Here is a 24,899-nt window from a genome sequence, read left to right as displayed (position 1 = left end):
TACTTACAGCTCTAATTTTAATATTTTACCAAAGGGCAGGTCTTTAATAACGCCCATAATATATTCGTACTTATCAGCAAGGCCAATTTTATCAAGCGATTTTTCGGGCCTGTCTACCCTGAAATAGGCCAGCAGGGTAAACTTATCGTCTCTTAGCTGCACATAATCGGGTATTTTGGCAACGCCTTTTACTTTTATAATATACATTTTTAAGCTAAAAGCTTAAAGCACAAAGCTAAAAGCTGGAACGGTTCAAATTTACTTTTTTTAGCCGAAAGCCGTATCAATTTCCGAAATAAGCTTTAGGCTTCCAGCTTTGTGCTTTCAGCCTAACTTTGACAAGAACTCAATCGTATCCACGCCATCGGCATAATCCCATAGCTGAGGGTGCTGGCTTTGGCCAAAATCAACTACCTGGTTTGCTGTTTGCAGCGGTGCTGTGGTTACTATGCATTGCAGGCTTTCGGTTTGCTGCAATAGCAGGTATTGCGCCGATGGCAGATCGGTATAGGTTTCGTAAAACAAACATGCCAGAGGCGATGTAAGGCGGGTATCCTGCTTTAATAGTAAAAAGCCGTTATCAAGGTGCTCATCGCGGTTTACCAGGTATATGGATTTATTGTAATCATAATTGTTGTTATACTTATGATGATTGATGATGGGCGCAAACGGTTCTATCGATTCAAAAAAAAGGTTAAAATCATAACCGTCGGGCACCAGCAACTTTGATACGTTACGGCAACCCAGGCCAAAGTAATCAAAAATGTCATGTCCTAAAGCTGCCAGTTGTTCGGTGGTTTCGTTGCCGGTAAGCAGGGCTATGCTGTTGCGGTTTTTGCGGATAATGTTGGGCACTTTGCCAAAATAGTACTCAAAATACCGCGATGTGTTGTTGCTGCCCGTTGCAATAATGGCGTCGAAACCTTCCAGCCGCTCTACAAAACTAAACTTATCCGCATACGAACTATCAAGTTTTACAAGCAAATTTAATACGTATTTTATCAAGCGGGCATCCTGCGACGAGGCCTTTATTAACGCGCGGTTGCCGGTTACCAATACACAAAGCACATCATGGAAACCCACCAGCGGGATATTGCCCGCCAGTACTAAGCCTACATTTTTATCGCTGCCCTGCGTAATATCATACTTGGTAAGCCACTGCTCCAGGTCGGCACGGTTAAGCATGCGGCCGGTTGCGGTAACCGCGTTCAACACACTTTCGGGCGTAAACCAGGCGTTGTACTGCCGCTCGGTCTCAATCAACTCCATCAGTTGTGCATCAGGTGCAGCAAGCTTATTGCCAAGTTCAGAAAATGTGCTTACGGTATCTGTTATATTAATTTTTGACATATATATGTTATCGGGTTAAACCCTTAAAGCCTTTTTTTGTTATATTTGCAAGCCCAGATTATGGGGGCAAAGGTAAATAGAATACTATAAGAATATTTAAATAATATGGCGATTATAATCACCGATGAATGCATAAACTGCGGGGCCTGCGAACCAGAGTGCCCAAACAATGCTATTTATGATGCAGGTGCTGCATGGCGATTTAGCGATGGTACAGATCTGAGGGGCGTAATTGATTTTGGCGATGGCAATACTTTAAATGCCGAAGAAGCACAAGCCGCCTTATCTGATGATATTTATTATATAGTACCCGATAAATGTACCGAGTGTGTTGGTTTTCATGATGAGCCGCAATGTGCTGCGGTTTGCCCGGTAGATTGCTGCGTGGATGATGAAGATGTACGCGAAACCGAAGAAGAACTGCACGCTAAAAAAGACTGGCTGCATCAAAACGGATAAAATTTTAAAACACTTATTTTGAAGGGGAAACGCGGCAACGGGTTTCCCCTTTTGTTTTAGCATAACTTTATTGGTTACTTTAACGTATTAACCCTTGTTAATTATGGAATACGGAATTTGCAACCTTGCTGTGATACCCTTACGCGCCGAACCTAACGACAGGAGCGAAATGGTATCGCAGGTACTTTTTGGCGAGGCATTCGAGATTTTGGAGTGGAAGGAAAAGTGGGTGCAAATTACAACCGCAACAGATAATTACACCGGGTGGATAGACCGGCTGCAGTTTGTGATGCTTGGCCACCTGGCCTATAAGCGGTTGCTGCAAACCCCGCCGCCGTTAACCTACCGCGCTGTAACACAGGCCTGGAAAATAGTTGATAATTCGGTGATATACCTGCCGGCAGGCAGCTCGCTTGCGTTTTTAGAAGGCACAACCAGTTATATAGGTAACCAAAAGTTTGAAATAATTGGGGAGATTGGCCAGCAAGACAGTATAGCTAATATTGCACGTTCGTTTTTGAATTCGCCGTATTTATGGGGCGGGCGCACGCATTTCGGGATAGATTGCTCGGGGTTTACCCAGGTAGTTTATAAGCTGCGCGGTATAAACCTGCGCCGCGACGCGTCTTTACAGGCCGAGGATGGCGAGCCGGTAGAATCGTTATTTAAAGCTAAACTGGGCGATCTGGCCTTTTTTAACAACGACGAGGGGCGGATTACCCATGTAGGGATCTTGCTGGGCGGCGGTCACATCATCCATGCGTCGGGCAAGGTTAAAATAGATACAATTGATAACCAGGGTATATATTCAGAAGAATTAAAACGTTACACGCACAGGCTTAAAATTATAAAGCGGTATTTTTAAAAGCCGATATCCCAGATAATTACTTTTTTATCATCGCCGGCAGATAGCAGCCGGTTGCCATCCCATGCCAGCTTATTTACAGACAGGGCATGGCTTGCACACCCCTTTTCGCGACTGATGATCTTACGGAGCTTAAAGTCAACTGCATCCCATATCTTAATACTTTTATCCATGCTGGCCGTTGCAAAATAGGGTTGGGTAGGGTGGAACGCGATATGGTTAACCGCGAACAAATGCGCGGGAATATTTTGGATAAGCGAATAAGTTTTATTATCCCATATCTTAATTTGTGCATCGCGCGCGCCCGATAACAGATAATCACCTTCGGGAGCATATTGCAGGGAAAATACCGACATGGTATGGCCTATCAACGCCTTTATCGGGCTGTAGTCTTCCAGGTCATAAATCACGATTCGGTTATCGCGGCAACCAAAGGCTATACGGTCTTCAGCGGCGTTTATACTCATGCAGCGAACGGTATCATTTGACACTTGAATAGTATGTAATAACCCGAGCGTTTCCAGGCTCCATACCGATACGGTACCATCTTCAGATGCTATCAGTAGTTCATTTTTTTTTGCTGATGACTTAATATCAAAAATGGGTTTTACATGATGCCTTAAACGATGGGTGATCTTCTGCTCGACGAAGTTAAACACCAGTACTTCGCCGCTGCGCAAACCGGCAAACAGCAGGGGATAGCCCGCCGGGCAATGTATGGCATAAATAGAAGCCATCACCGGGAACATCACTTTGATGAACGAGTTGCTTTCCAGGTTCCATTCTACAAGCCCTTTATCATTACCGCCCGTAAACAGTATGCCCGGCTTTTGCGAAAGCTCCAGGCTAAATATAGGATTGCTGTGGCCGGTAAGTTCTGCTGTTTTTTGTACGGTGATCATGTAGTCAATGGTCGATAGACCATAGCCCATAGTCCGAAGCCCATTACTATGGACTATTGACTATCGACTATGGACTTATTTATGCCTTTCCTCTAAATTTTTTGCTATGCGCTCCAAATTTAAGTCTTTTTCGCGCAGCAGTACTAACAAGTGGAAAACAAGATCGGACGATTCGTTTATCAGGTCGGTCTCTGTTTCGGCTAACGCGGCTATAACGGTTTCTACACCTTCCTCGCCAACTTTTTGGGCTATTTTATTTAGGCCTTTGTTACGCAGCTTATTTACATACGATCCCTCAACAGGGTTCTCATACCTGTCGGCAATAATACTTTCCAGTTGCAGGATAAAATTTTGGTTATAATCTGTTTTAAAGCAACTTCGCGATCCTGTGTGGCAGGTTGGGCCATCGGCTTTAACTTTTATCAGCAGGGTGTCGTTATCACAATCGATATGCATGCTTTTTACATGCAGGTAATTCTGGCTGGTTTCGCCTTTGGTCCACAAGCGGTTTTTTGAACGCGAAAAAAAGGTTACGATATTTTCCTGTAGGGTTTTATCGTATGCTTCCTGGTTCATGTAACCCAGCATCAGCACTTCAAGCGTTTGCTCGTCCTGTATAATAACCGGCACCAGGCCATCTGTTTTGTTAAAGTCGATGTTCATTTTCATTCATTATTTACGCCTCGTCATTGCGAGGTACGAAGCAATCGTCGATGGAAAGGTAGTCAACAAGCATGTCGAAGGTTGCCACGCTACGCTCGCAATGACGCACCGGTTCTTTACACCCTCACCTCTATATCATTCTCTTTTAAAACGGATTTCAGATCGGGGATCAATATCTCGCCGTAATGAAATACCGAAGCGGCCAGCGCGGCATCAACATTGGTTTGCCGGAACACATCTACAAAGTGCTGTACCGACCCGGCACCGCCCGATGCTATCACCGGAATGCTAACTGTATCGTTAACCAATTTAAGCAACCCGTTGTCGAAACCTGCCTTTGTGCCATCGTGGTCCATCGAGGTGAGCAGGATTTCGCCTGCGCCGCGGTTTTGTGCCTCTACAATCCAGTTTAAAGTTTCCCTATCTGTCGGTAAACGCCCGCCATTCAGGTGGACGATGTTTTTATCACCCATAACCCTGGTATCAACCGCTATCACCACAAACTGCACACCGAATGCTTTGGCCAGCTCATCAATCAAAGCCGGGTTACGCACCGCGGCCGAATTGATAGAGATCTTATCAGCGCCTGCGTTAAGCAATGCATCAGCATCAGCAATTTCGTTGATGCCGCCGCCGATAGTGAATGGTATATTGATATGCCGTGCAACTGACTTCACCAGCTCGACCATGGTTTTGCGGCGCTCTACCGTGGCGGTAATGTCCAGGAAAACCAACTCGTCGGCGCCCTGATGCGAGTAGTTCCAGGCAAGTTCAACCGGGTCGCCGGCATCGCGCAGGTCAACAAAATTAACACCTTTTACGGTGCGGCCGTCTTTAACGTCGAGGCAGGGGATGATTCGTTTAGTTAACCCCCCCCGCCCCCTGAAGGGGGAGCTTAATGCTGCTTGTATGGTTGTCAATACTTTTTCAAGTTGATTAAAAATCTGTTCATTGTTAAACCGTAGAAACTTTATGCCATTAGCTTCGAGATACTTTTGTCTTTCAATATCGTTTGCTGCTATTTCTGGAAGACGATGTATTCCACCATCTAATTCAATAATCAGCTTGTATTGATGGCAGTAAAAATCGGCGATGTAAATATCCAGAGGGTGTTGTCTTCTAAACTTTACACCAAACTTGTTCCCTTTAAGATGTCCCCAAAGAACTGTTTCAGCTGCAGTCAGATTATGGCGTAAGCTTTTTGCGTTTTCAAAAATTTCTGGCCCCGCACTTAAAAATAAATGTTTACTCATATATAAGAGCAGCTAATCAAAAGCTCCCCCTTCAGGGGGTTGGGGGGTTAAATTGACATCAGTGATTCCAGGTTCCAGTTTTTTACTTCTTCTATGCTGATATGGTTTTCGTAGATGGCTTTGCCCACAACGCAGGCTTCAACCTTTATTTTACTTAACTCCTCGATGTCGGCCATAGAACTTACCCCGCCCGAAGCGATGAGTTTGATAAATGGTGAATGATCGAGCAGTTTGCTGTATAGCTCCACACCGGCGCCGCCAAGCTTACCATCTTTGTTGATATCGGTACACAAAAAGCGGAAGAAACCAAGCGCCAGGCATTTGTCAACATAGTCCATCAGTTTAATGGGCGAGCTTTCCATCCAGCCGGAATATTTGATCACCTCGTCCAGTACATCTATAGCTATAACCACCTGGTTGCTGCATTTGTCGCGGCCACAAATGGCCTTGCTCAGGTCTTCCAGAAAACTTGGGTTGGTAATGGCCTGCGTGCCTACAATAACGCGGTGCACTCCGGCATCTATCAGTTGTTTTACCTGGTCGATACTACGGATGCCACCGCCGTATTGTACCTGCATATCCGTTTTATGTATAACATCAAACAGGTATTGCTGATTGCTAAAGTCGCCTTTAGCGCCGTTAAGGTCTATGATGTGGATGAAGTTTGTACCGTTACTCTGGTATCGTTCAATCATTTCTTCGAGTGTAACATCATATTCTGTTACCTGCTCGTAATCGCCTTCGCGAAGGCGAACAACCTTTTTATTTAAAATATCAATGGCAGGAATAATATACATGTTTTAAATTTTAGAGAAATTTCTTAATAATGTTTCGCCATACGCGCCCGACTTTTCGGGGTGAAACTGCACGCCGTAGAAGTTGTTATACCAAATTGATGCCGAAAATTTGTTTATGTAACTGGTTGACGATAAAGTGTATAGTTTGTTATACTCAATAAAGTATGAATGTACAAAGTAAAAGTGTGAACCGGTGGGTATATTTTCAAATAGTGGGCTTTCTTTTTCAACGTCAACCTGGTTCCAACCTGTGTGGGGTACTTTAAACACACCCGTATCAGGAAATTTAAGCGTTTTGATAGGGAACAGGTCTAATAAATTGCTGTCTCCCTCTTCGCTGTACGACGTTAATAGCTGCATGCCCACACAAATGCCTAAAGTTGGTTTTTTTAATGCCTTTATGGCAGGTACCAGCCCGGTTTGTTCCAGCTTGCGCATAGCCGCGCCCGCATGGCCAACCCCCGGGATGATATAACGGTCGTATAGTTCCAGGTCGGCCTCGGTGTTTACCATGCCATACGCAATGCCCAGCCGCTCTAAAGCAGCTGTAAGCGAGAATATGTTGCCGGCGCCGTAGCGGATAATGCCTAATCCCCCCCCGCCCCCTGAAGGGGGAGCTTTTGAAGCGCTTGGTTGTAAATTATCGTCGTCCATGCTTTTAATTCTGTTCCTCCTTCAGGGGGTTAGAGGGCTACAATAGTCCCTTTGTACTCGGTAAAACCATTTTATTCACATCACGCTTTACGGCCATTTTTATGGCTTTTGCAAAGGCCTTAAAAATAGCTTCTATTTTATGGTGTTCGTTTTGTCCCTCGGCCTTAATGTTCAGGTTGCATTTTGCAGCATCACTAAACGATTTGAAAAAATGATAGAACATTTCGGTTGGTACATCGCCCACTTTTTCCCGTTTAAAATCAGCGTCCCAAACAATCCAGTTGCGGCCGCCGAAGTCAATTGCCGCCTGTGCAAGGCAATCATCCATTGGCAGGCAAAAACCATAACGCTCAATACCCATTTTATTGCCTAAAGCGGCAGCAAAAACTTCGCCCAGGGCAATGCCGGTATCTTCAATAGTATGGTGCTCATCAATATGCAGGTCGCCTTTGGCGGTTACTTCCAGGTCGATACCCCCGTGGCGTGCGATCTGGTCAAGCATGTGATCGAAAAAATGGAGGCCTGTTGAAATTTTGGCTTCGCCCGTACCATCCAGGTTAATTTTGACATGGATATCCGTTTCTTTCGTAACCCTACTATGCTCTACAACGCGTTCGCCAAGTTTCAAAAACTCATAAATATCTTTCCATTCAGTGGTTTGCAGCGCTAATACGTTTGCGATATCCGCATCTGCATCCGCCTTAAATTCGGCATCGCCCAAACCGCTGTGGTTGTTTAGCCAGATGCCTTTTGCACCCAGATTTTTGGCCAACAGGATATCGTTTTTGCGGTCGCCTATAGTGAAGGAATTTTTCAGGTCGTACTTTGTAGCGTCGAGGTATTTTGTCAGCAAGCCGGTAGCCGGTTTGCGGGTAGGGGCGTTATCAGCAGGCCATGTGCGGTCAATAGCCTGGTAAGCGAAGCGCACCCCCTCATTTTCAAATGTTTTGATGATGAAGTTGTGCACCGGGTAAAAAGTATCCTCGGGGTACGAGGCCGTACCTAAACCGTCCTGGTTGGTTACCATAACCAGCTCGTAATCCAGTTCGGTAGCTATTTTTGGCAGGTATTGCAAAGCACCGGGGTAGAACGTAAGTTTCGCGAACGAATCTATCTGCTCATCTGGTGTTTCGTTGATGATCGTCCCGTCGCGGTCAATAAAAAGTACTTTTTGCAGCTTGTTCATTATTATTTGTATTGCTGTAAGGTTTGTATCAATGTTTTGTTTTCATCGGGCGTGCCAACGGTAATGCGCAGGCAACCTTCGCAAAGCTCTACTTTGGAGCGATCGCGGATGATGATGCCATGACCCACCAAATAATCATATATGCCTTTTGCGTTTATGGTTTTCACCAAAATAAAGTTGGCATCAGAGGGATAAATGTCTACAACAAAATCAAGATCTTTTAAAGACAGCACCAGCTTATCGCGCTGCTCTAAGGTTTCCTTTATCCACGCGTTTACCTGCGCTACATTGCCAAGCGCCTCAAGGGCCAATAGCTGCGAAGCCTCATTAACGTTATAAGGTGGTTTTACCTTGTTCATCACCTCAATGATCTCTTCGCTGGCAAAAGCCATGCCTACGCGTAAGCCTGCCAGTCCCCATGCTTTTGATAGGGTTTGCAGCACCACCAGGTTGGCATATTCGGTAAGTTCCTGTATAAAAGTTTTTTGGCGACTGTAATTGATATAGGCCTCGTCTATCACTACAATGCCGTTAAAATTCGCCAGCAGCGTTTCAATATCGTCGCGGTTAATGGAGTTGCCTGTAGGATTATTTGGCGAGCAGATAAATATCAGTTTTGTGTTTTTGTCGATGGCCTCGGCAATGCCATCCAGGTCAAGCTGGTAATCTTCAGTTAACAGCACCTTGCGGGCTTCTACATCATTAATGTTGGCCGATACCTGGTACATGCCGTAGGTAGGAGGTACAATGATCACGTTGTCAACCCCCGGTTTACAAAAGCTGCGAAACATGATATCGATGGCTTCATCGCTGCCGTTACCTAAAAATATATTGCGTACCGGCACGCCTTTTATTTGGCTAAGGCGCAGCTTTACCTGGTGCTGCAATGGATCGGGGTAGCGGTTGTAGGCATTGCTAAGCGGCGAGCCGAAAGCGTTTTCGTTCGCATCTAAAAACACGCTGGCCTCACCGGTGTATTCATCCCGTGCGGATGAGTAGGGGGTTAGGTTTTTGATGTTTTGGCGTAGTATATTATTTATGTCGAACATTGTAATCATTAATTTCCTCCGTCATTGCGAGGTACGAAGCAATCTTCGACATGCTTGTAGCCTGCCTTTCTATCGAGGAGTGCTTCGTAACTCGCAATGACGCTTTTTTGTTTTTACTTATTCATCCTTACACTCACCGCGTTCCGGTGCGCGTGCAGGCCTTCCAATTCGGCCAATATCTCTACTGATGGCCCTATATTTTGTATGCCTTCTTCTGTTAAATACTGGAAGGTTATCTTCTTTACAAACGAATCTACCGACACACCCGAATATGCCCTTGCATAGCTGCTGGTTGGCAGCGTATGGTTGGTACCCGATGCATAATCGCCCGCGCTTTCGGGAGTTAAATTACCCAGGAATACCGAACCCGCGTTTACAATTTTGGTAGTTAGCTGTTGCCAGTTGGTCGTAGCCAAAATTAAATGCTCGGGCGCGTATTGATTGCTAAACGCCATCGCTTCATCAAGATTATCGGTGATGATGATATAAGAGTTATCCAGTGCTTGTTTAGCGATCTCGGCGCGGGGCAAAACACTTAGCTGTTTTTCAACTTCGGTCAGGGTTTGCTGCGCGATGTTTTCTGAAGTACAAACCAATATCGACTGGCTGTCTATCCCATGTTCCGCCTGCGCCAGCAAATCGGCGGCCACGTAGGCATGATTTGCCGTTTCGTCGGCAATTACCAATACTTCCGAAGGGCCGGCAGGCATATCAATGGCTGTTGTGGTAGTGCTTTGTACAACAGTTTTGGCCTTGGTTACAAACTGGTTGCCCGGCCCGAATATCTTATCAACCTTAGCGATAGTTTCGGTGCCGTAAGCCATCGCAGCTATCGCTTGCGAACCACCAACAAGATACACCCTGTCAATGCCCAGCATTAAGGCTACATAAGCAATAAAAGCATTTACTTTGCCGTTTTTTTGCGGCGGCGAGCAAACCACAATTTCGCTGCAGCCTGCAATGCGCGCGGGGATGCCCAGCATCAAAAATGTTGATGGCAGCACCGCGGTACCGCCGGGAATATACAAGCCAACTTTTTCGATGGCTCTTACCTCGCGCCAGCAGGTTACGCCGGGCATGGTTTCTACCGTGTCTTCGGTTTTTAGCTGCGACTCATGAAATTTATAGATGTTGTTATAAGCGGTTTGCAACGCCTGCTGCTGATCTTCCGACACGGCCGATGCCAGTTCTTCCAGTTCAGCTTTATCAAGGTAAAGCTGGGTTAACTCAACTTTATCAAATTTATTGGCATAATCATACAGGGCGCGGTCGCCGTGTTGTTTTACATGGTCAATTATATCTTCAACCAAAGCGCGTAGCTCGTTCGCCGGATCAACATTGCGCTGCACCAGGCGGGTGATGTCCGTTTTACTTAGGTGTGAATAGTTGAATGTTTCCATTTTAGTTTGCAGTTAGTAGTTCGCAGCTGGCAAAAGTTTAAAGATGCATTAATGCTATCTGTAAACCGCCTACTGCAAACTGCCAGCTATAATATTATTTTCTCTATCGGCATTACTACAATGCCTTGTGCGCCGGCCTGCTTTAGCTGGCTTATCCTGTCCCAAAAATCGCGTTCGGGTATTACGGTGTGTACGGCCACCCATTCGCTCTCGGCCAATGGCACCACCGAAGGGCTTTTAACCCCCGGCAGCAAAGTTAATACTGCCGGCAGGTTTTTACGTTCTACATTCAGCACCACGTACTTAGTTTCTTTGGCCCGCAGTACCGACTGGATACGCTGTATCAGCTCCTGCACCAAATGATCGTCTTCGCTGCCTTTACGGCCAATTAAAACGGCTTCACTGCTCATTACATCCGCAAAAGGCATCAAGCCATTGCTTTTCAGCGTGCCGCCTGTAGATACCAGGTCGCAAATGGCATCGCTTAAACCCAGACCCGGCGAAATTTCTACCGAGCCAGATATGGTGCGGATATCCGACGTAATGCCTTTTTCTTTTAAATATTTGCCGAGTATTACCGGGTAGGTGGTAGCAATAGCCTTGCCATTAAGTTGCCCGAGGCTGTTTATGGTGTTATTGTTCGGCACAGCTATCTTTAACGAGCATTTGCCAAAGCCAAGTTTTTGCAGGTAGCTTACCTCAACTTCGGTTTCCTGTATCACGTTTTCGCCAACTATACCCAGGTCGGCAATGCCATCCTGTACATATTCCGGAATGTCGTCATCGCGCAAAAAAAGGATTTCTAACGGGAAGTTTGATACCGGCGATATCAGCGAACTTTTATAATTTTCAAAATTAAGGCCGCAATTTTTTAGCAATTCAACGGATTTTTCGTTGAGCCGACCCGATTTCTGGATCGCTATTTTTAGTGTTTTCACAAGTTGATATTAAGGTACTATAATTAAAAAAACGGAGGTTGTTATTTCGCGTAGAAACATACATTATCTATTCATCACCGGGTGGTGATGGTGCAGATGCGGATGATGTAGTTTAAACCTTTCCATTTTGTATAGTAATACTATAGATGAGCGATGCAAATATAGGTATCGATTTATTAAATCAAAATTTAATGTGAAATTGATTGCTAAAAATTCAAATTTCCCACTGCTTTTTTAGAAGAATGGCAATATATATAAGCGCTTATGTAATTAGTGGATCCCTTATTTAGCCGTTGAAATTTCTCCCTCATACTCATATATCGCGCCTTCGTCAAACTGCTTGATCACCTTTAATTTTTTTACCTTTTGGATGTCTTTGATATTGATCAGTTCGGGGTTTTCGAGGTTATTGAACCAGATAAGATAGAAGCGTTTGATCTGGTAAAACCTGGTCACATCCTTTTTAAAGAATTTGTGTGGTACCAGGTACGATGACAGGCCCGAGAAAAAGTAAACAGCCTCGTGCGCGTCTGAATAGATGGTTACCTTAGGGTCGAAAATGCTTTTGTCAATATGCTTCAGGTAATTGGCAAATTCTGATTCCATCCACTCGTTGTCTGTGTAGCCCGGGTTGCCGTATTCGTCGGCTATTTGCTCGTCGTAGCGTTTTTTGTCTATCAGGTAAATCTTGGTAATATAACCCAGCATCATCACTATAAATAAAGCCGCCACTGCCATTCGCACGCGTTTAACCGAAATCCGTTTCAAAAGCAGCAGCGCCCAACTGGTGTAACCCCATAAAGCCGGGATGTACATAGGCGATAACAAACGCGGGTTGATACGCTCGTACCGCGAAAAGGTCGAAGACAGCACAATAAACAGCCCGTAAACCAGCGCGAAGGTGATGGCCAAATTTTCAAAGCTATCCAGCCGGCGGCGTGTAAAATTAAAAACCAGCGCCACTATAAAACCTGCGAGTATGATTATAGCAAGCGGCAGGGCAAACGCTGTGTACATATTTGGCGTCATGCCCATCCACTCGCAAAACACCGAACCAAAATAATAAAGGTTTTTACCGAAAGAGGTGATTGACGGTTCGCGCGGGCCGGTAACCGTGCCTGTATGCAGGGCATTAAAGGTTAAGTTGGCAACCAGCAGCGATATGCAGATAAACCCATATATTAATATATGCCCTATTTTTTTCTTTAAGGGCAGCGTACGGTCAAGCAGTAATAGTAAGCCGCCTGTACCCACAATGGTTACCGCTGCATAGCGGGTTATACAAGCTACGGCGGCAATAGCGGCGGCAAATACCAGCCATTTGCCTGCGTGGGTTAACAGGTATTTCCTGAAAACGACCATGAAGAACAGCACCTCGAGGATGAACAGTGTTTCGGACCACAGGTAGGAGTAAACCTGCAGTAGGCCTGGATTAAGGATGATAGCTGCCAGTACCAGCCACTTGTAGATGAGCGATGAAGGCACAAAGCGCGACATGATCCACCCGCTGGTGTATATAAGCGCGGCAAATAATACCATATTCAAAACAGCCCCAAAAGCTACAGGATCTGTACGGGTAATAAAGCTAATGATGCCTAAAAAAAGCGGGTAAAATACCGGGAAATCAACAATTGGGATATGATTGAAGGTAAGCAGCGTACCGTTTGCTACAAAACTGCGGGCAGCGCTGGTGTACATGATCGAATCGGGTGATATACCTATGCCGCTATAGCTGCAAAACAAGTACACAGCAAATGCAGCTATTGCCGAAAAAAGCAGCGTGTCGTAGTTTTTTAATTTTTCAGATATCTGCATTTAAAATATTTACTGTTGGTCGGCAGGCTCTAAACCTTGTATCCAACGGTTCAATAACGCTTCGGGGCTTTCCTGGCCAACATCATCCATCAATTCGGCAAAGTAAGCACAAATACGGATCTTATCGTCTGTACTAAGCCCTGTATAAAAGCTGTTAAAGCGCGATAAGCCAAGTTTTACATTCTCCACGTACTTTTTATCTGTTGGCTTGTCGTTTAGCGTTCTTATAAAGTCATCAGCAGCAACGTTTAATAAACTATTTAGTTTGGGCTGCAGGTCAGGTTTTGATAATCCCCGAAAATTGACCTCGCCGCTTTCGGGCTTTAATTTGTCCTTTAGTTTAAAGCTATGAAGCTGCTGTTTGGCCTGGTAATTTTCGTCCTGGGCAATTGCCTTCGTACCAATCCCTGCTGCTAAAACCAACAGGAGCACTAATAGTTTTTTCATAGTTAATCTATCAGATCCAATATTGTACTAATTGGCTGGTCGCTGTTAATCAAAATTCCTTTTACACCGGCAGCGACACCCGCCTCAACATCGCGCTCGCGGTCGCCTATAAAGTATGACCTGGATGGATCGATATTATATTTTTCGATGCCCTGTAAAAGCAATCCCGGTTTTGGCTTGCGGCAATCGCAATCGCCCGTAAAATTGGGATGGTGAGGGCAATAGAAAAAATCGGTTATCTCAACCCCATGTTCATAGTAAACCTGTTTTAAATGAGCGTGCATTTTTGTAAGCTCAGCCTCATCATACCAGCCTTTGGCCAGGCCGCCCTGGTTGGTGGCTACTAAAAGCATGTAACCGCGGTCCTGTAGTTCTTTAAGGGCTTCAAAATTGTCCAGCACATGAAAATCCTCCAAACGGCACACGTAATCGCCCATTTCCTGGTTTAAAACCCCATCACGATCTAAAAATACTGCTTTAATTTTTTCGGGCATATATTATATGGTATAAGTCAATTTTGGCAAAATTAGGTTAATCGGTGCATTTACTATGTGTGCATATTAAATTAACATTTAGAATTATCATTTTCGTATATTAAGCACACTATTTTTGTCGACTTAATAATTATATCATAAAAAATATACGGTGTTTTAATGATTTTTGAAAAATTAATGTCCATTTTATAAAAATATGGAAATTTAATAATTTCGTTATTACCCGCGTCACAAAAAAGCGGATAATAAGAATGGATCAAACAGATGGCAACCAGCAGGGCCTATACAGGTCGGAATTTGAGCATGATTCCTGCGGAACAGGGTTTATAACCAATATAAACGGTCATAAGTCCAACCATATTATTGATGATGCATTAACCATGCTGGAGAACATGGAGCACCGCGGCGCTTGCGGCTGCGACCCTGAGACCGGCGATGGTGCAGGCATCCTGATTCAGCTTCCGCACGAATTTTTAATGGAAGAATGCTCTGACCTGGAGATAAGCCTGCCCGAGCCCGGCGAGTACGGTGTAGGGATGATATTTTTCCCGAAAGAGTCGGCACTAAAAAAGGCGAGCCGCAACATTATTGCTGCCGCAGTAGAAAAACTTGGACTGAAAATACTAGGCTACCGTAAATTAACGGTAGATTCAACAGCAATTGGCGAAACCGCCCGCCAAGCGGAACCGGATTGCGAGCAGGTATTTATTGCCAGGCCGCATACCATTACCAATACCGACGATTTTGAGCGTAAACTATATATTTTACGCCGTTATATCAATAAAACCATTACCGAAGCCATCCCCGCCGCTGCGGAGTATTTTTACTTTACATCGCTGAGCTGCCGTACCATTATTTACAAAGGGCAGGTTACCACTTACCAGCTGCGTAAGTACTTTACCGATTTGGCCGACCCGCGTATGGCGTCGGGTTTCGCGGTGATACACTCGCGTTTTTCAACCAATACCTTCCCATCGTGGAAACTGGCTCAACCATTTCGCTTAATCGCCCACAACGGCGAAATAAATACCCTGACAGGTAATCTTAACTGGTTCTATTCGGGCTTAAAATCTTTTGCATCAGCTTACTTCACTAACGAAGAGATGGAGATGCTGCTGCCGGTTATTGATAACAACCAGTCCGACTCGGCATGTTTGGATAATATCATCGAGATATTGCTGCATACAGGCCGTTCGTTACCGCATGTGATGATGATGCTGATCCCCGAGGCCTGGGATGGCAACGAGCAGATGGACCCGATAAAAAAGGCGTTCTACGAGTACCATGCTACCATTATGGAGCCTTGGGACGGCCCCGCCGCCATATCGTTTACCGACGGTAAAATGGTTGGAGCCCTGCTTGATCGTAACGGCCTGCGCCCGCTGCGTTATGTGATCACCAACGATGGCCGGGTTATAGCTGCATCAGAGGCAGGTACGCTGGTTATCGACGAAAGTACAGTAGTTAGAAAAGGGCGCCTGCAGCCTGGCAAAATGCTGCTGATAGATACCGAAAAAGGACGTATCATCACAGATGATGAAATAAAAAAGGAAATAAGCGGCCAGCAGCCTTACGGCACCTGGCTGGATAACTATAAGATCCGTTTGGGTGAACTGGCCGAGCCGCGTTTATCATTCGCCAGCCTTAGCGCCGATGCCGTGTACCGCTATCAGCAGGTATTTGGCTACAGCCGCGAGGATATAGATACCATTATAAAGCCAATGGCTTTGGATGGTAAGGAACCGATAGGCTCAATGGGTACGGATGTGCCTTTGGCTATCCTGTCTGATAAACCGCAACACCTTTCCAGCTATTTTAAACAGTTTTTTGCCCAGGTTACCAACCCGCCGATAGATCCTATCCGCGAGCGTTTGGTAATGAGTTTGGCCACCTTCATCGGTAACAACGGCAATTTATTGGACGAGGATAAAATGCACTGCCATTGCGTTGTGCTTAACCACCCGATATTAAAGAACCACCAGCTGGAAAAGCTGCGTTCGATAGATACCGGTTTATTCCACGCAAAAACGCTGCAAACCTATTACAACGCCGACGGCAACCCCGGCTCGTTAGAAAAAGGTATTGCCAGGCTTTGCCGTTATGCCGAAGATGCGGTTGACGATGGCTTTGAAGTATTGATATTGAGCGACCGTGCGATCGACTCGGAGCATGCGCCTATACCCATGCTGCTTGCGGTATCTGCAGTGCACCACCATTTAATTAAAAAAGGCCGCCGTGGCGCGGTAGGTATTGTTGCTGAAACCGGCGACGTTTGGGAAGTACATCACTTTGCTACCTTGTTAGCCTTTGGTGCTACTGCCATAAACCCTTACCTGGCGCTGTCTACTATCGAAACATTAAAGAATAACGGCCAGTTAGAGACCAGCCTTGACCTTAAATCGCTTTACAAGAATTATGTTAAATCGGTTAACGATGGCTTGCTGAAGATCTTCTCAAAAATGGGGATCTCAACGCTGCAATCGTACCACGGTTCGCAGGTGTTTGAAATACTTGGGTTGAACAAAACTGTTGTTGACAAATACTTTAGCGGGGCGGTTACCCGCATAGGGGGCTTAGGCCTTGACGAAATAGCGCGCGAATCGCTTTGCAAGCATAAAATTGGTTTCAACAGCCCTAAAACCGAGAACCATTTATTGCCCGAAGGTGGTATTTACCAATGGAAACGCCGTGGCGAAGCCCACTTGTTTAACCCAACTACCGTACACTTGCTGCAACATGCTACCCGCAGCAACAGCTACCAGGTATATAAAAATTACGCTAACGCGATAAACGAGCAAACCGAAAAGCATTTCACCATCCGTGGACTGCTCGATTTTGCCCATCATCGCGAAGCCATCAGCATTGATGAGGTCGAGCCGATAGAGAACATTATGACCCGGTTTGCAACAGGCGCCATGTCATTCGGTTCAATTTCGCACGAGGCGCACAGCACTATGGCTATTGCCATGAACCGCATAGGTGGTAAAAGCAACACCGGCGAAGGCGGCGAGGATGAGATGCGTTACGACAAATTGCCAAACGGCGATTCGATGCGCTCTGCCATCAAACAGGTTGCATCGGCCCGTTTTGGGGTAACCTCAAATTACCTTACCAATGCCGATGAGCTGCAGATAAAGATGGCGCAGGGCGCAAAGCCGGGCGAAGGCGGGCAGTTGCCTGGCCATAAGGTTGACGAATGGATCGCTAAAACCCGCCACTCTACACCTGGCGTTGGCCTGATTTCGCCGCCACCGCACCACGATATTTACTCGATTGAGGATCTGGCGCAGCTTATCTTTGATTTAAAGAACGCCAACCGTGCCGCGCGTATCAATGTTAAATTGGTATCAAAAGCAGGGGTAGGCACCATAGCAGCGGGTGTTGCCAAAGCGCACGCCGATGTTATACTGATAGCCGGCTATGATGGCGGTACAGGCGCATCACCCATAAGCTCTATAAAACACGCGGGCCTGCCATGGGAACTTGGCCTGGCCGAAGCTCACCAGACACTGGTACGCAACAAACTGCGCAGCCGCGTAGTATTGCAAACAGACGGGCAGTTAAAAACCGGCCGCGATCTGGCCATTGCCACCCTGATGGGTGCCGAAGAATGGGGTGTTGCAACTGCGGCCCTTGTTGCAGGCGGCTGTATCATGATGCGTAAATGTCATTTAAATACCTGCCCGGTAGGTGTGGCTACACAAGATCCTGAACTGAGAAAGTTATTCAGCGGCAGCCCGGACCATATCGTTAACCTGTTCCGCTTTATGGCCGAGGAGCTGCGCGAGATCATGGCCGAGTTGGGTTTCCGTACCGTAAACGAAATGGTGGGGCGGGTACAGTTCCTGAAGGTTAAAGATGGCCTGAAGAGCTGGAAAGCCAATAAAATTGACCTTAGCGGCATGCTGCACCCGGTTACCTTTACCAAAGGCACCACGCTTTATAACAGCGAAAAGCAAGACCATGGGATGGATGCCATCATCGATTGGGAACTGTTGAAACAGGCTAAGCCTGCCCTGGAAGATAAAACGCCTGTATTTGCTACGTTTGACGTGAAGAACGTTGACCGTACCATAGGCACGCTGCTATCAAACGAGATATCTAAAAAGTATGGTTCGGCAGGATTGCCCGATAATACCATCAACTATAAATTCAGGGGGTCGGCAGGTCAAAGCTTTGGCGCGTTCACTACAAAAGGTATCTCTTTTGAGTTGGAAGGCGAAGCAAATGATTACGTAGGCAAAGGCCTTTCAGGTGCGCAACTGGCAATTTACTCGGCAGCAAACGCGACCTTTAAACCCGAGGACAATATTATAATTGGTAACGTAGCCTTATACGGCGCTACCAGCGGCGAACTGTTTGTGCGCGGTATGGCAGGCGAACGTTTCGCGGTGCGTAACTCGGGCGCTACAACGGTTGTTGAAGGTATTGGCGACCACGGCTGCGAGTACATGACCGGGGGACGGGCGCTGATACTTGGCGAAACCGGAAGAAACTTTGCCGCAGGTATGAGCGGGGGTATCGCCTGGATCTATGATCCGAAGGGGACATTTGCCGACAACTGCAATACCGAAATGGTAGACCTTGACCCGCTATCATTAAAAGACGAAGAGCAGATAACCGTATTACTGAAAAAGCATATCAATTTAACCGGCAGTAAGGTTGCGCAAAACATCCTTAAGGACTGGGGCAGGGCGTCGTCGCAATTTGTAAAAGTATTCCCTAAGGAGTACAAAAAAGTGTTAGAAAAATCACAATATCAAACCGTAAGCTAAATATAGTATGGGAAAAGTTACAGGATTTCAGGAATTTACGAGGGAGCTTCCCGCTAAAGCGCCTGTTGCCGAAAGGATAAAAAACTATAACGAGTTTGTTGGTTTGTATTCTGACGAAAAACTCAACCAGCAATCAGCGCGGTGCATGAACTGCGGGATCCCATTTTGCCACTCGGGTTGTCCGCTTGGTAATGTGATACCCGAGTTTAACGACGCAGTTTACCGTAAAAACTGGGACGAAGCCTACCAAATTCTTTCGTCTACAAATAACTTCCCGGAGTTTACCGGCCGTATTTGCCCTGCACCATGCGAATCTGCATGTGTACTGGGCATCAACAAGCCGCCTGTTGCTATCGAGGAAATTGAAAAACATATCATTGAAGTAGCCTATTCAAAAAATATGGTTAAGCCTGTTGCCCCGCTGATCAAATCGGGCAAAAAGGTGGCCGTGATAGGTTCAGGCCCTGCAGGGCTGGCTGCTGCCGCGCAATTGAGCAAAGCAGGCCATAGCGTTACCGTTTTTGAGCGCGACGACCGCCCTGGCGGCCTGCTGCGTTACGGCATCCCCGATTTTAAATTGGAAAAATGGGTGATTGATCGCCGCATCCAGATCATGGAAGAGGATGGTATAGAATTTAGATGTAATGCCGAAGTGGGTAAGAATGTAGCAGCCGATGAGGTGGTGCGTAACCACGACGCGGTGGTGTTGGCCGGTGGATCGACCATCCCCCGTAATTTACCTATACCGGGCCGCGAGCTTAAGGGCATTTACTTTGCTATGGACTTTTTGAAACAGCAAAACAAACGCGTTAGCAGCATTGCTGTTGAAGGCGAAGATATACTGGCGACGGATAAAGACGTTGTAGTAATAGGCGGTGGCGATACCGGCAGCGATTGCGTGGGTACATCAAACCGCCAGGGCGCACGGTCTGTAAAGCAGTTTGAGGTAATGGTGCAGCCACCCGAGCAGCGCACGCCACATATGCCATGGCCGACCTACCCGATGGTGTTAAAGACCACCAGCTCGCACGAGGAAGGTGTTGAGCGTTTTTGGGGTATCAACACCAAAGAATTTATCGGCGACGAGAACGGCGAGCTTAAGGCCCTTAAAGTGACTGATGTAAGCTGGGAGATAGATGTGATGGGCAGGCCCATTAAATTTAACGAGGTAGAAGGCAGCGAGCGCGAGATACCTTGTCAGCGTGTTTTCCTGGCTATGGGTTTTGTAAACCCGCAGTTTGAAGGCACCTTAGAGCAGTTGGGCGTTGAGCTTGACGAGCGCAGGAATGTGAAGGCCAAAGAAGGCATTTACCGCACCAACGTAAGCAAAGTGTTTGCAGCAGGCGATATGCGCCGCGGCCAGTCGCTGGTGGTTTGGGCCATATCCGAAGGCCGTGAGACCGCCCGCAAGGTCGACGAGTTTTTGATGGGACATTCTAACCTGGAAAGCAAAGACGCCGTTAACCAATTTGAACAAGTGTTTTATTAGTTTTAGTTAATCAGTTATAGACCGAACCCTTGTCAGTTAATTCTGCAAGGGTTTTTTTATACCGATGGATCGCTTAAAAATTTTTGAAAAAATTAAAGTTTTTTACGGGTTTTTCGGGCGGATATCTATAGCTTTCCGGGGTATATCAATTTGTAACGAGCGGTCTATTTATCTGACGGATTTTTCTTGCCGGCCAATAGCATTTCAACCATTTTCGATATGCGGTTGGTCCGGGTTTGTTCCTGCTTTGCACTCAATATCCAAACCACGTATTCCTTACGGTGCGACCATGCCAGCTTTTCGTAGGCGGCCATAGCTGCGGGTTCGGCGGCCAGTGATTGCTGCAGGTAGGGAGGCAGGGTTATCTGTTTTTTATCCGGATCGATATAAGCGGAATATTCATTTTGTTTCGCGATAGACGCTTTGCTGCTGTCGGAGTGTTTTACCAGGTGTTCGGGCCGGAAGCGCAGGGCGGTCCATACGTTATTGATCGCCGCGGACGCCACCGGTCTTAGTCCGTAAGGCTTAGTAACCTCCCATCCGCTCATCATTTCCAGGTCTGTATCTATACCCGAGTTTTTTTTGGGATAGATGACCCATAAAACCGTTTCGTCTGTTAAAAGCGGTTTTAACAGGGCCATTGCCGCCGCTAATTCAGCGCTGTTTTTTACAAAGGCCTGTATGCCGTTGAAAGTACCCGCCGGATCGAAAGATAATTGTACATCATCCGGCAGTGGCTCAAGGGCGGCCAGGTAATCCTCGGGGGCATTCATTATCAGCCAGCGCTGACCTGCCTTTATAAGCAGTTTTTTAGCAAGGGGACTCATCAGTTAATTGTGCTGTTTTTAAGTAACTCTGCATTTTGCTTTTTTAATTCAGGGATCATTTTTTTTGCCTGCAACTGCCAGTTCGCCTTTTTTTCTTCCCAATCGCTATAGGCATGGTAACCGCTAAAATCTAATTTAGTGGTGCCCGGCTTATAAGGCCCGCAAATTGCAATACGCTGCTGCTTTTCTGTATCGTATTCGGTATCAAATTTAAACACATAGTACGTATTGCCTTTTTCTGTTAAAGTACCCAAAAGCGATGCATGCTCAACATTGCCTTCATCCTGATCTGTTAGATATTTATAAAGCGATGCTTCGGCAAATGCTACCGGTGTGCGATATTTTTGCGGTGCTTTAGCAAGTTGGCCGCTTTTATTTAACGCTTCTAAAACATCGTAGCGCAACGCTAAGCTATCTAACAATTTATTAATTATCAATTGGCTGGTAGGTAAGTGGTTTGCGAAGCGGGTAAGCACAGCCTCGCTTTTAAAACCCGGGTAGGTATCGCGCTTTATTAACCTGTTGGTAAAGGTTTCAGTTAATGGTTCATTCTTTATTTTGGTCATCAACTGCAGGTAGTTATATATAGGATAGCCCCATTTATTTTGTGTGGTATCGTTGATCAGGTAATTTTCCAGGTCGTCGTTTGCGTAAGCCGTAAGCTCCTTAAAATGGCTTTTTATCAACGCCGTGTATTTGTTTTGAGATAACATTGAAATGGTAACGGATAATATTGGGCTACGATAATGCGGATATTTTAATAAAGGTACTATCCGGCTATAATTTGCAGCTGTATATTCCAGCGAATCGTACATCGAACTGAACATCATGTAAGCATTATCAGTTTTTATATCCCCGATATTGCTTACTAAATTAAAATACGTTTCAAGTCCTTTACCCTTATCTATATTGGCAATTACATTAAGTATGGCCACCTTGGTTTTAGTATCAGTACCAGGTGCATTAAATACCCCAACTAACTTATTTACCGAGCTTTCGTCTTTTACTTTTGCAATCGCCCGTATCAGTTTGGGCTTTGCAGCATTTTCAGCGGTATCGTTACCATAACTTTTATTTAGTGCGCTATACAGATAAGGAAGTTCGGTTTTGTCGAACTGATAGTAGGAGAGTGCGCCTAAAGCGTAATTAAAAGTGGTAGTATCTTTGCTTAAAAGATCTGTTGTAATTAGTTGGGCTTTTGATGCGCTTAAATCAATTGATGGTGTTGGCGATGTTTTTACTAAGGAGTTGTAAAACATATTGGCGCCATCGCTGAACAGATCTTCGTCGGCAGTATGGCTTACCAGATAAAATACATTACCGTTATCAATCAGAACCCGGCTTCGGGCTTTTGATTGTGTTGTTTTATTTTGGGTGATATACTCCCGGCCGCGCATGCCATTAACATAAATAGTATCGTTTTTTAGTAAGGTGTCGGTATATGATACGATGTCGTTTTGCATTAGCTTAAATAAGCTATCGATGTTTTGGGCCCTGTAATACTTGCTGATATTGGCATGTTCAAAGCCGAACACCCCTCCGGTTGCCGGGTTTGTAGAAAAAACGGTTTTTGTGGTATGTAAATATGATGTATAAGTTTTGGAGGAATCTGCAGAGATCTTGGATTTTTCAAATACACCTGCCCTGTAGTTATCATTTATAACAAAGGGTGATAAAGTTGATGCCTGGTAGGGCTCAAATTTAAATGTTTTAAAAAAGTCTACCCCGTCGTTTATATTGCCACCCTGCAGATTTTGTTTAAGCAACATGTATGACCGGTTTCCGCGCAAAAATAACTGGGCTTTACAAGTGTAACCCTGTATCTCGAAAGTGATCTCGCGCCCCTCATAGCCATCTTTAAATATGGTTGTAACTTTCACGATTTTTACCCCTTTACGTTTGATTTCTTTTGCTATAGCCTCTAAACCTGCTTTTTTATCACCCAGGTACATCCCTTCGGGATAGTCGTTATACCTTACCAGGTAATTAATTAGTTTAACGCTATCGGTAGCTACATACATGTGCAAATCAAATTTAGCTTCCGGATCTTTCGGGCTTGGTATTTGCTGCTTTACAATAATTGGTTTCATGGGTAAAGCAACGCTAAACGCTGCTGTATCATTTTTATAATTTATCCAATTTTTATTAGCGATAACGGCTGGTTCAAAACTTTTAAACGAATTGAAAAACCGGTTTGCATAGGGCTGACTTATGCCGGGAAGATCATTACCCGCATAGATACAGTACAGATAATTATTGGCCATTAAAAGTCTGTAACGCATGGTTGACCTTTTGTTGCGCTTTACCACTAACTCCGTTGTTTTTAACCCATTAACATAAACTATTTTATTGCTTAAAATTTTACCGTCCTTACTTTTTAAATTGCTGATTATTCTTTTCATAGCTGCATCGGCAGCTCCGGCTCTTGAACTTGCCCCTGTTAGTGTAGCGTATGTGCCAAAAAACATGTCGTTGGCCATATCTGAATATATTACAGCCTCAACATTGTCACTTATCGGGGTTTTTACAGGGTCAAAAGGGAAATCTATCGAATAACCTTGTTGCTGATCTGTATAGGTTACCCATTTAAGTTTTGTATAGTCGGTATTAAATTTAGCGGCTACATTTGTAAAATTAGCTGTAACAGGCGTTACAGTATAGCCCTCGTTCTTTAACAACTCAATAAGTCCGTTCTCACCGGGCAGGTGGGCAACACCAACCGCTGAAAATATGGGCTGGGTAGCCATATGCATTACGACGCTTTTGGCCATTACTTTGTTTCGGCCTATCAATATAGAATCTGCCAGTTTCTCATCGCCTAAGTAATCATAAATCTGTTTAAGAACGCCGGTACTGTAAATCGTTATCATCTGTTCGGTTTCTTCCAGGTCTTCCTCCTCATCCGATTCCAGCATCTCCTGCAGCCTGCTTTTTATTTCACTGCTGTCGCTAAAACTTTTCAGTTGGTCGGTGGTATTTTCCAAGCCGTAAATGTTTTTATTAAGGCCCCTGGCTACGCCATATAGATAAGCGTCCACAAACGTTTTTTTATCATCCGGCTTATCTTTAACAGGCCGCATCATTGATTCTGCTTGTATAGGGTTAATATCGCCTAACGGATAACCATTCTTTTTTTCAAAGCGTTTTGATAGTTCGTCGTACTCGGCTTTACTTAGCAACTTGCGCAGGCTGTTGCTGTCGTCGCTTCGCAGTGTAGCAAACATTTGTTTAATAAGGGTATCGGGATGTACTTCGAGCGCGAAAGAAGGACAACTTTGAATAGCGAGCATAACCGAGTCGCTAAAGTTAAAAACGCGTTTATCCTTAACATGCATAGTGCCAAAAATATAGGATGGCCGGCTTAGCCCTTTACCGCTTATTTTCCAAAGCAGCGTATACGAGGGTTTTTGTTGCTGCGCGTACGCGCCCAACACCGTAATGGATAATGATATGAATAACGTGAGTTTTTTTGCAGATAAAAAAAAGGCAGTAATACGTTGTAGTTTAGATAAGTTAGGTTTAGTCATTGATTTTTA

General features: G+C 45.3%; 20 protein-coding genes and 1 pseudogene. 4 read left to right on the top strand and 17 right to left on the bottom strand.

The genetic code is table 11. The annotated features are described in order from the left end of the window. Positions 1-3 precede the first annotated feature (3 nt). Both GWR56_RS19570 and GWR56_RS19565 read right to left on the bottom strand, forming a co-directional pair. Positions 4-207, bottom strand: coding sequence for a fructose-6-phosphate aldolase (locus GWR56_RS19570; protein ID WP_162432883.1), 204 nt, complete (start codon positions 205-207; stop codon positions 4-6). A gap of 117 nt (positions 208-324) precedes the next feature. Then, positions 325-1,350: an acyl-CoA reductase gene (locus GWR56_RS19565; protein ID WP_162432882.1), complete on the bottom strand. Its 1,026-nt coding sequence runs from the start codon at positions 1,348-1,350 to the stop codon at positions 325-327. A 105-nt stretch (positions 1,351-1,455) separates the two neighbouring features. Between GWR56_RS19565 and GWR56_RS19560 the strand changes: the two genes are divergently transcribed. Together GWR56_RS19560 and GWR56_RS19555 are read left to right on the top strand one after the other, a co-directional pair. Beyond that, on the top strand, positions 1,456-1,809 hold the full coding sequence (locus tag GWR56_RS19560) for a 4Fe-4S dicluster domain-containing protein (RefSeq protein ID WP_162432881.1): 354 nt from the start codon (positions 1,456-1,458) through the stop codon (positions 1,807-1,809). 103 nt (positions 1,810-1,912) lie between these two features. Beyond that, complete coding sequence (locus tag GWR56_RS19555) at positions 1,913-2,674, top strand: C40 family peptidase (protein ID WP_162432880.1); 762 nt, start codon at positions 1,913-1,915, stop codon at positions 2,672-2,674. Here the strand turns inward: GWR56_RS19555 and GWR56_RS19550 are convergent. From GWR56_RS19550 to GWR56_RS19495, 13 genes and pseudogenes are all read right to left on the bottom strand, one after another. Beyond that, a complete protein-coding gene (locus tag GWR56_RS19550) occupies positions 2,671-3,606 on the bottom strand; it encodes a WD40 repeat domain-containing protein (protein WP_238395273.1) in 936 nt (311 codons plus the stop codon). The two genes, GWR56_RS19555 and GWR56_RS19550, sit on opposite strands and share 4 nt — an antisense overlap. A 45-nt stretch (positions 3,607-3,651) precedes the next feature. Next, a complete protein-coding gene (hisIE, locus tag GWR56_RS19545; RefSeq protein ID WP_162432879.1) occupies positions 3,652-4,239 on the bottom strand; it encodes a bifunctional phosphoribosyl-AMP cyclohydrolase/phosphoribosyl-ATP diphosphatase HisIE in 588 nt (195 codons plus the stop codon). A 116-nt stretch (positions 4,240-4,355) separates the two neighbouring features. Then, positions 4,356-5,150, bottom strand: coding sequence for an imidazole glycerol phosphate synthase subunit HisF (hisF, locus tag GWR56_RS19540; protein WP_238395371.1), 795 nt, complete (start codon positions 5,148-5,150; stop codon positions 4,356-4,358). A gap of 45 nt (positions 5,151-5,195) precedes the next feature. Further along, positions 5,196-5,492, bottom strand: a pseudogene (locus tag GWR56_RS20670) (endonuclease domain-containing protein); the annotation flags it as partial. Positions 5,493-5,539: 47 nt separating this feature from the next. After that, positions 5,540-6,289: a HisA/HisF-related TIM barrel protein gene (locus GWR56_RS19535; RefSeq protein ID WP_162432877.1), complete on the bottom strand. Its 750-nt coding sequence runs from the start codon at positions 6,287-6,289 to the stop codon at positions 5,540-5,542. Between the two features lie 3 nt (positions 6,290-6,292). Beyond that, entirely contained in the window at positions 6,293-6,943 is a 651-nt protein-coding gene (gene hisH, locus GWR56_RS19530) for an imidazole glycerol phosphate synthase subunit HisH (protein ID WP_162432876.1), read from the bottom strand. A 37-nt stretch (positions 6,944-6,980) separates the two neighbouring features. Continuing rightward, positions 6,981-8,129, bottom strand: coding sequence for a bifunctional histidinol-phosphatase/imidazoleglycerol-phosphate dehydratase HisB (hisB, locus tag GWR56_RS19525; protein WP_202925349.1), 1,149 nt, complete (start codon positions 8,127-8,129; stop codon positions 6,981-6,983). Positions 8,130-8,131: 2 nt separating this feature from the next. Then, positions 8,132-9,178 carry a histidinol-phosphate transaminase gene (gene hisC / locus GWR56_RS19520; RefSeq protein ID WP_370463800.1) on the bottom strand — a complete coding sequence of 349 codons (1,047 nt, stop codon included), beginning with the start codon at positions 9,176-9,178 and terminating at the stop codon, positions 8,132-8,134. A 113-nt stretch (positions 9,179-9,291) separates the two neighbouring features. Continuing rightward, positions 9,292-10,578 (bottom strand): histidinol dehydrogenase, encoded by a 1,287-nt coding sequence (gene hisD, locus GWR56_RS19515; protein ID WP_162432874.1) that lies wholly within the window; start codon positions 10,576-10,578, stop codon positions 9,292-9,294. 86 nt (positions 10,579-10,664) lie between these two features. Next, the gene (gene hisG, locus GWR56_RS19510) at positions 10,665-11,516 is read right to left on the bottom strand and encodes an ATP phosphoribosyltransferase (protein ID WP_162432873.1); all 852 of its coding nucleotides are present in this window, start codon (positions 11,514-11,516) and stop codon (positions 10,665-10,667) included. Between the two features lie 282 nt (positions 11,517-11,798). Further along, positions 11,799-13,331: a hypothetical protein gene (locus tag GWR56_RS19505; protein WP_162432872.1), complete on the bottom strand. Its 1,533-nt coding sequence runs from the start codon at positions 13,329-13,331 to the stop codon at positions 11,799-11,801. A 9-nt stretch (positions 13,332-13,340) separates the two neighbouring features. Next, entirely contained in the window at positions 13,341-13,778 is a 438-nt protein-coding gene (locus GWR56_RS19500) for a DUF4844 domain-containing protein (protein WP_162432871.1), read from the bottom strand. Positions 13,779-13,780: 2 nt separating this feature from the next. Continuing rightward, positions 13,781-14,272 carry an HAD-IIIA family hydrolase gene (locus GWR56_RS19495; protein ID WP_162432870.1) on the bottom strand — a complete coding sequence of 164 codons (492 nt, stop codon included), beginning with the start codon at positions 14,270-14,272 and terminating at the stop codon, positions 13,781-13,783. Positions 14,273-14,523: 251 nt separating this feature from the next. Here GWR56_RS19495 and gltB point away from each other — a divergent pair, with 251 nt between their 5' ends. After that, positions 14,524-19,047, top strand: a complete 4,524-nt coding sequence (gene gltB / locus GWR56_RS19490) for a glutamate synthase large subunit (RefSeq protein ID WP_162432869.1) — start codon at positions 14,524-14,526, stop codon at positions 19,045-19,047. A 7-nt stretch (positions 19,048-19,054) separates the two neighbouring features. Further along, positions 19,055-20,536 carry a glutamate synthase subunit beta gene (locus tag GWR56_RS19485; protein WP_162432868.1) on the top strand — a complete coding sequence of 494 codons (1,482 nt, stop codon included), beginning with the start codon at positions 19,055-19,057 and terminating at the stop codon, positions 20,534-20,536. A gap of 164 nt (positions 20,537-20,700) precedes the next feature. Here the strand turns inward: GWR56_RS19485 and GWR56_RS19480 are convergent, their stop codons facing one another. Together GWR56_RS19480 and GWR56_RS19475 are read right to left on the bottom strand one after the other, a co-directional pair. Then, positions 20,701-21,363: a YdeI family protein gene (locus tag GWR56_RS19480; protein ID WP_162432867.1), complete on the bottom strand. Its 663-nt coding sequence runs from the start codon at positions 21,361-21,363 to the stop codon at positions 20,701-20,703. Continuing rightward, the gene (locus tag GWR56_RS19475; protein ID WP_162432866.1) at positions 21,363-24,890 is read right to left on the bottom strand and encodes a TraB/GumN family protein; all 3,528 of its coding nucleotides are present in this window, start codon (positions 24,888-24,890) and stop codon (positions 21,363-21,365) included. The genes GWR56_RS19480 and GWR56_RS19475 overlap by 1 nt, the downstream gene beginning before the upstream one ends. Positions 24,891-24,899 lie beyond the last annotated feature (9 nt).

This window comes from Mucilaginibacter sp. 14171R-50 (assembly GCF_010093045.1).
Classification (GTDB): Bacteria; Bacteroidota; Bacteroidia; order Sphingobacteriales; family Sphingobacteriaceae; genus Mucilaginibacter.
The sequence above is the reverse complement of the archived record's forward strand: the minus strand, read 5'-3'. Positions and strand labels throughout refer to the sequence as shown.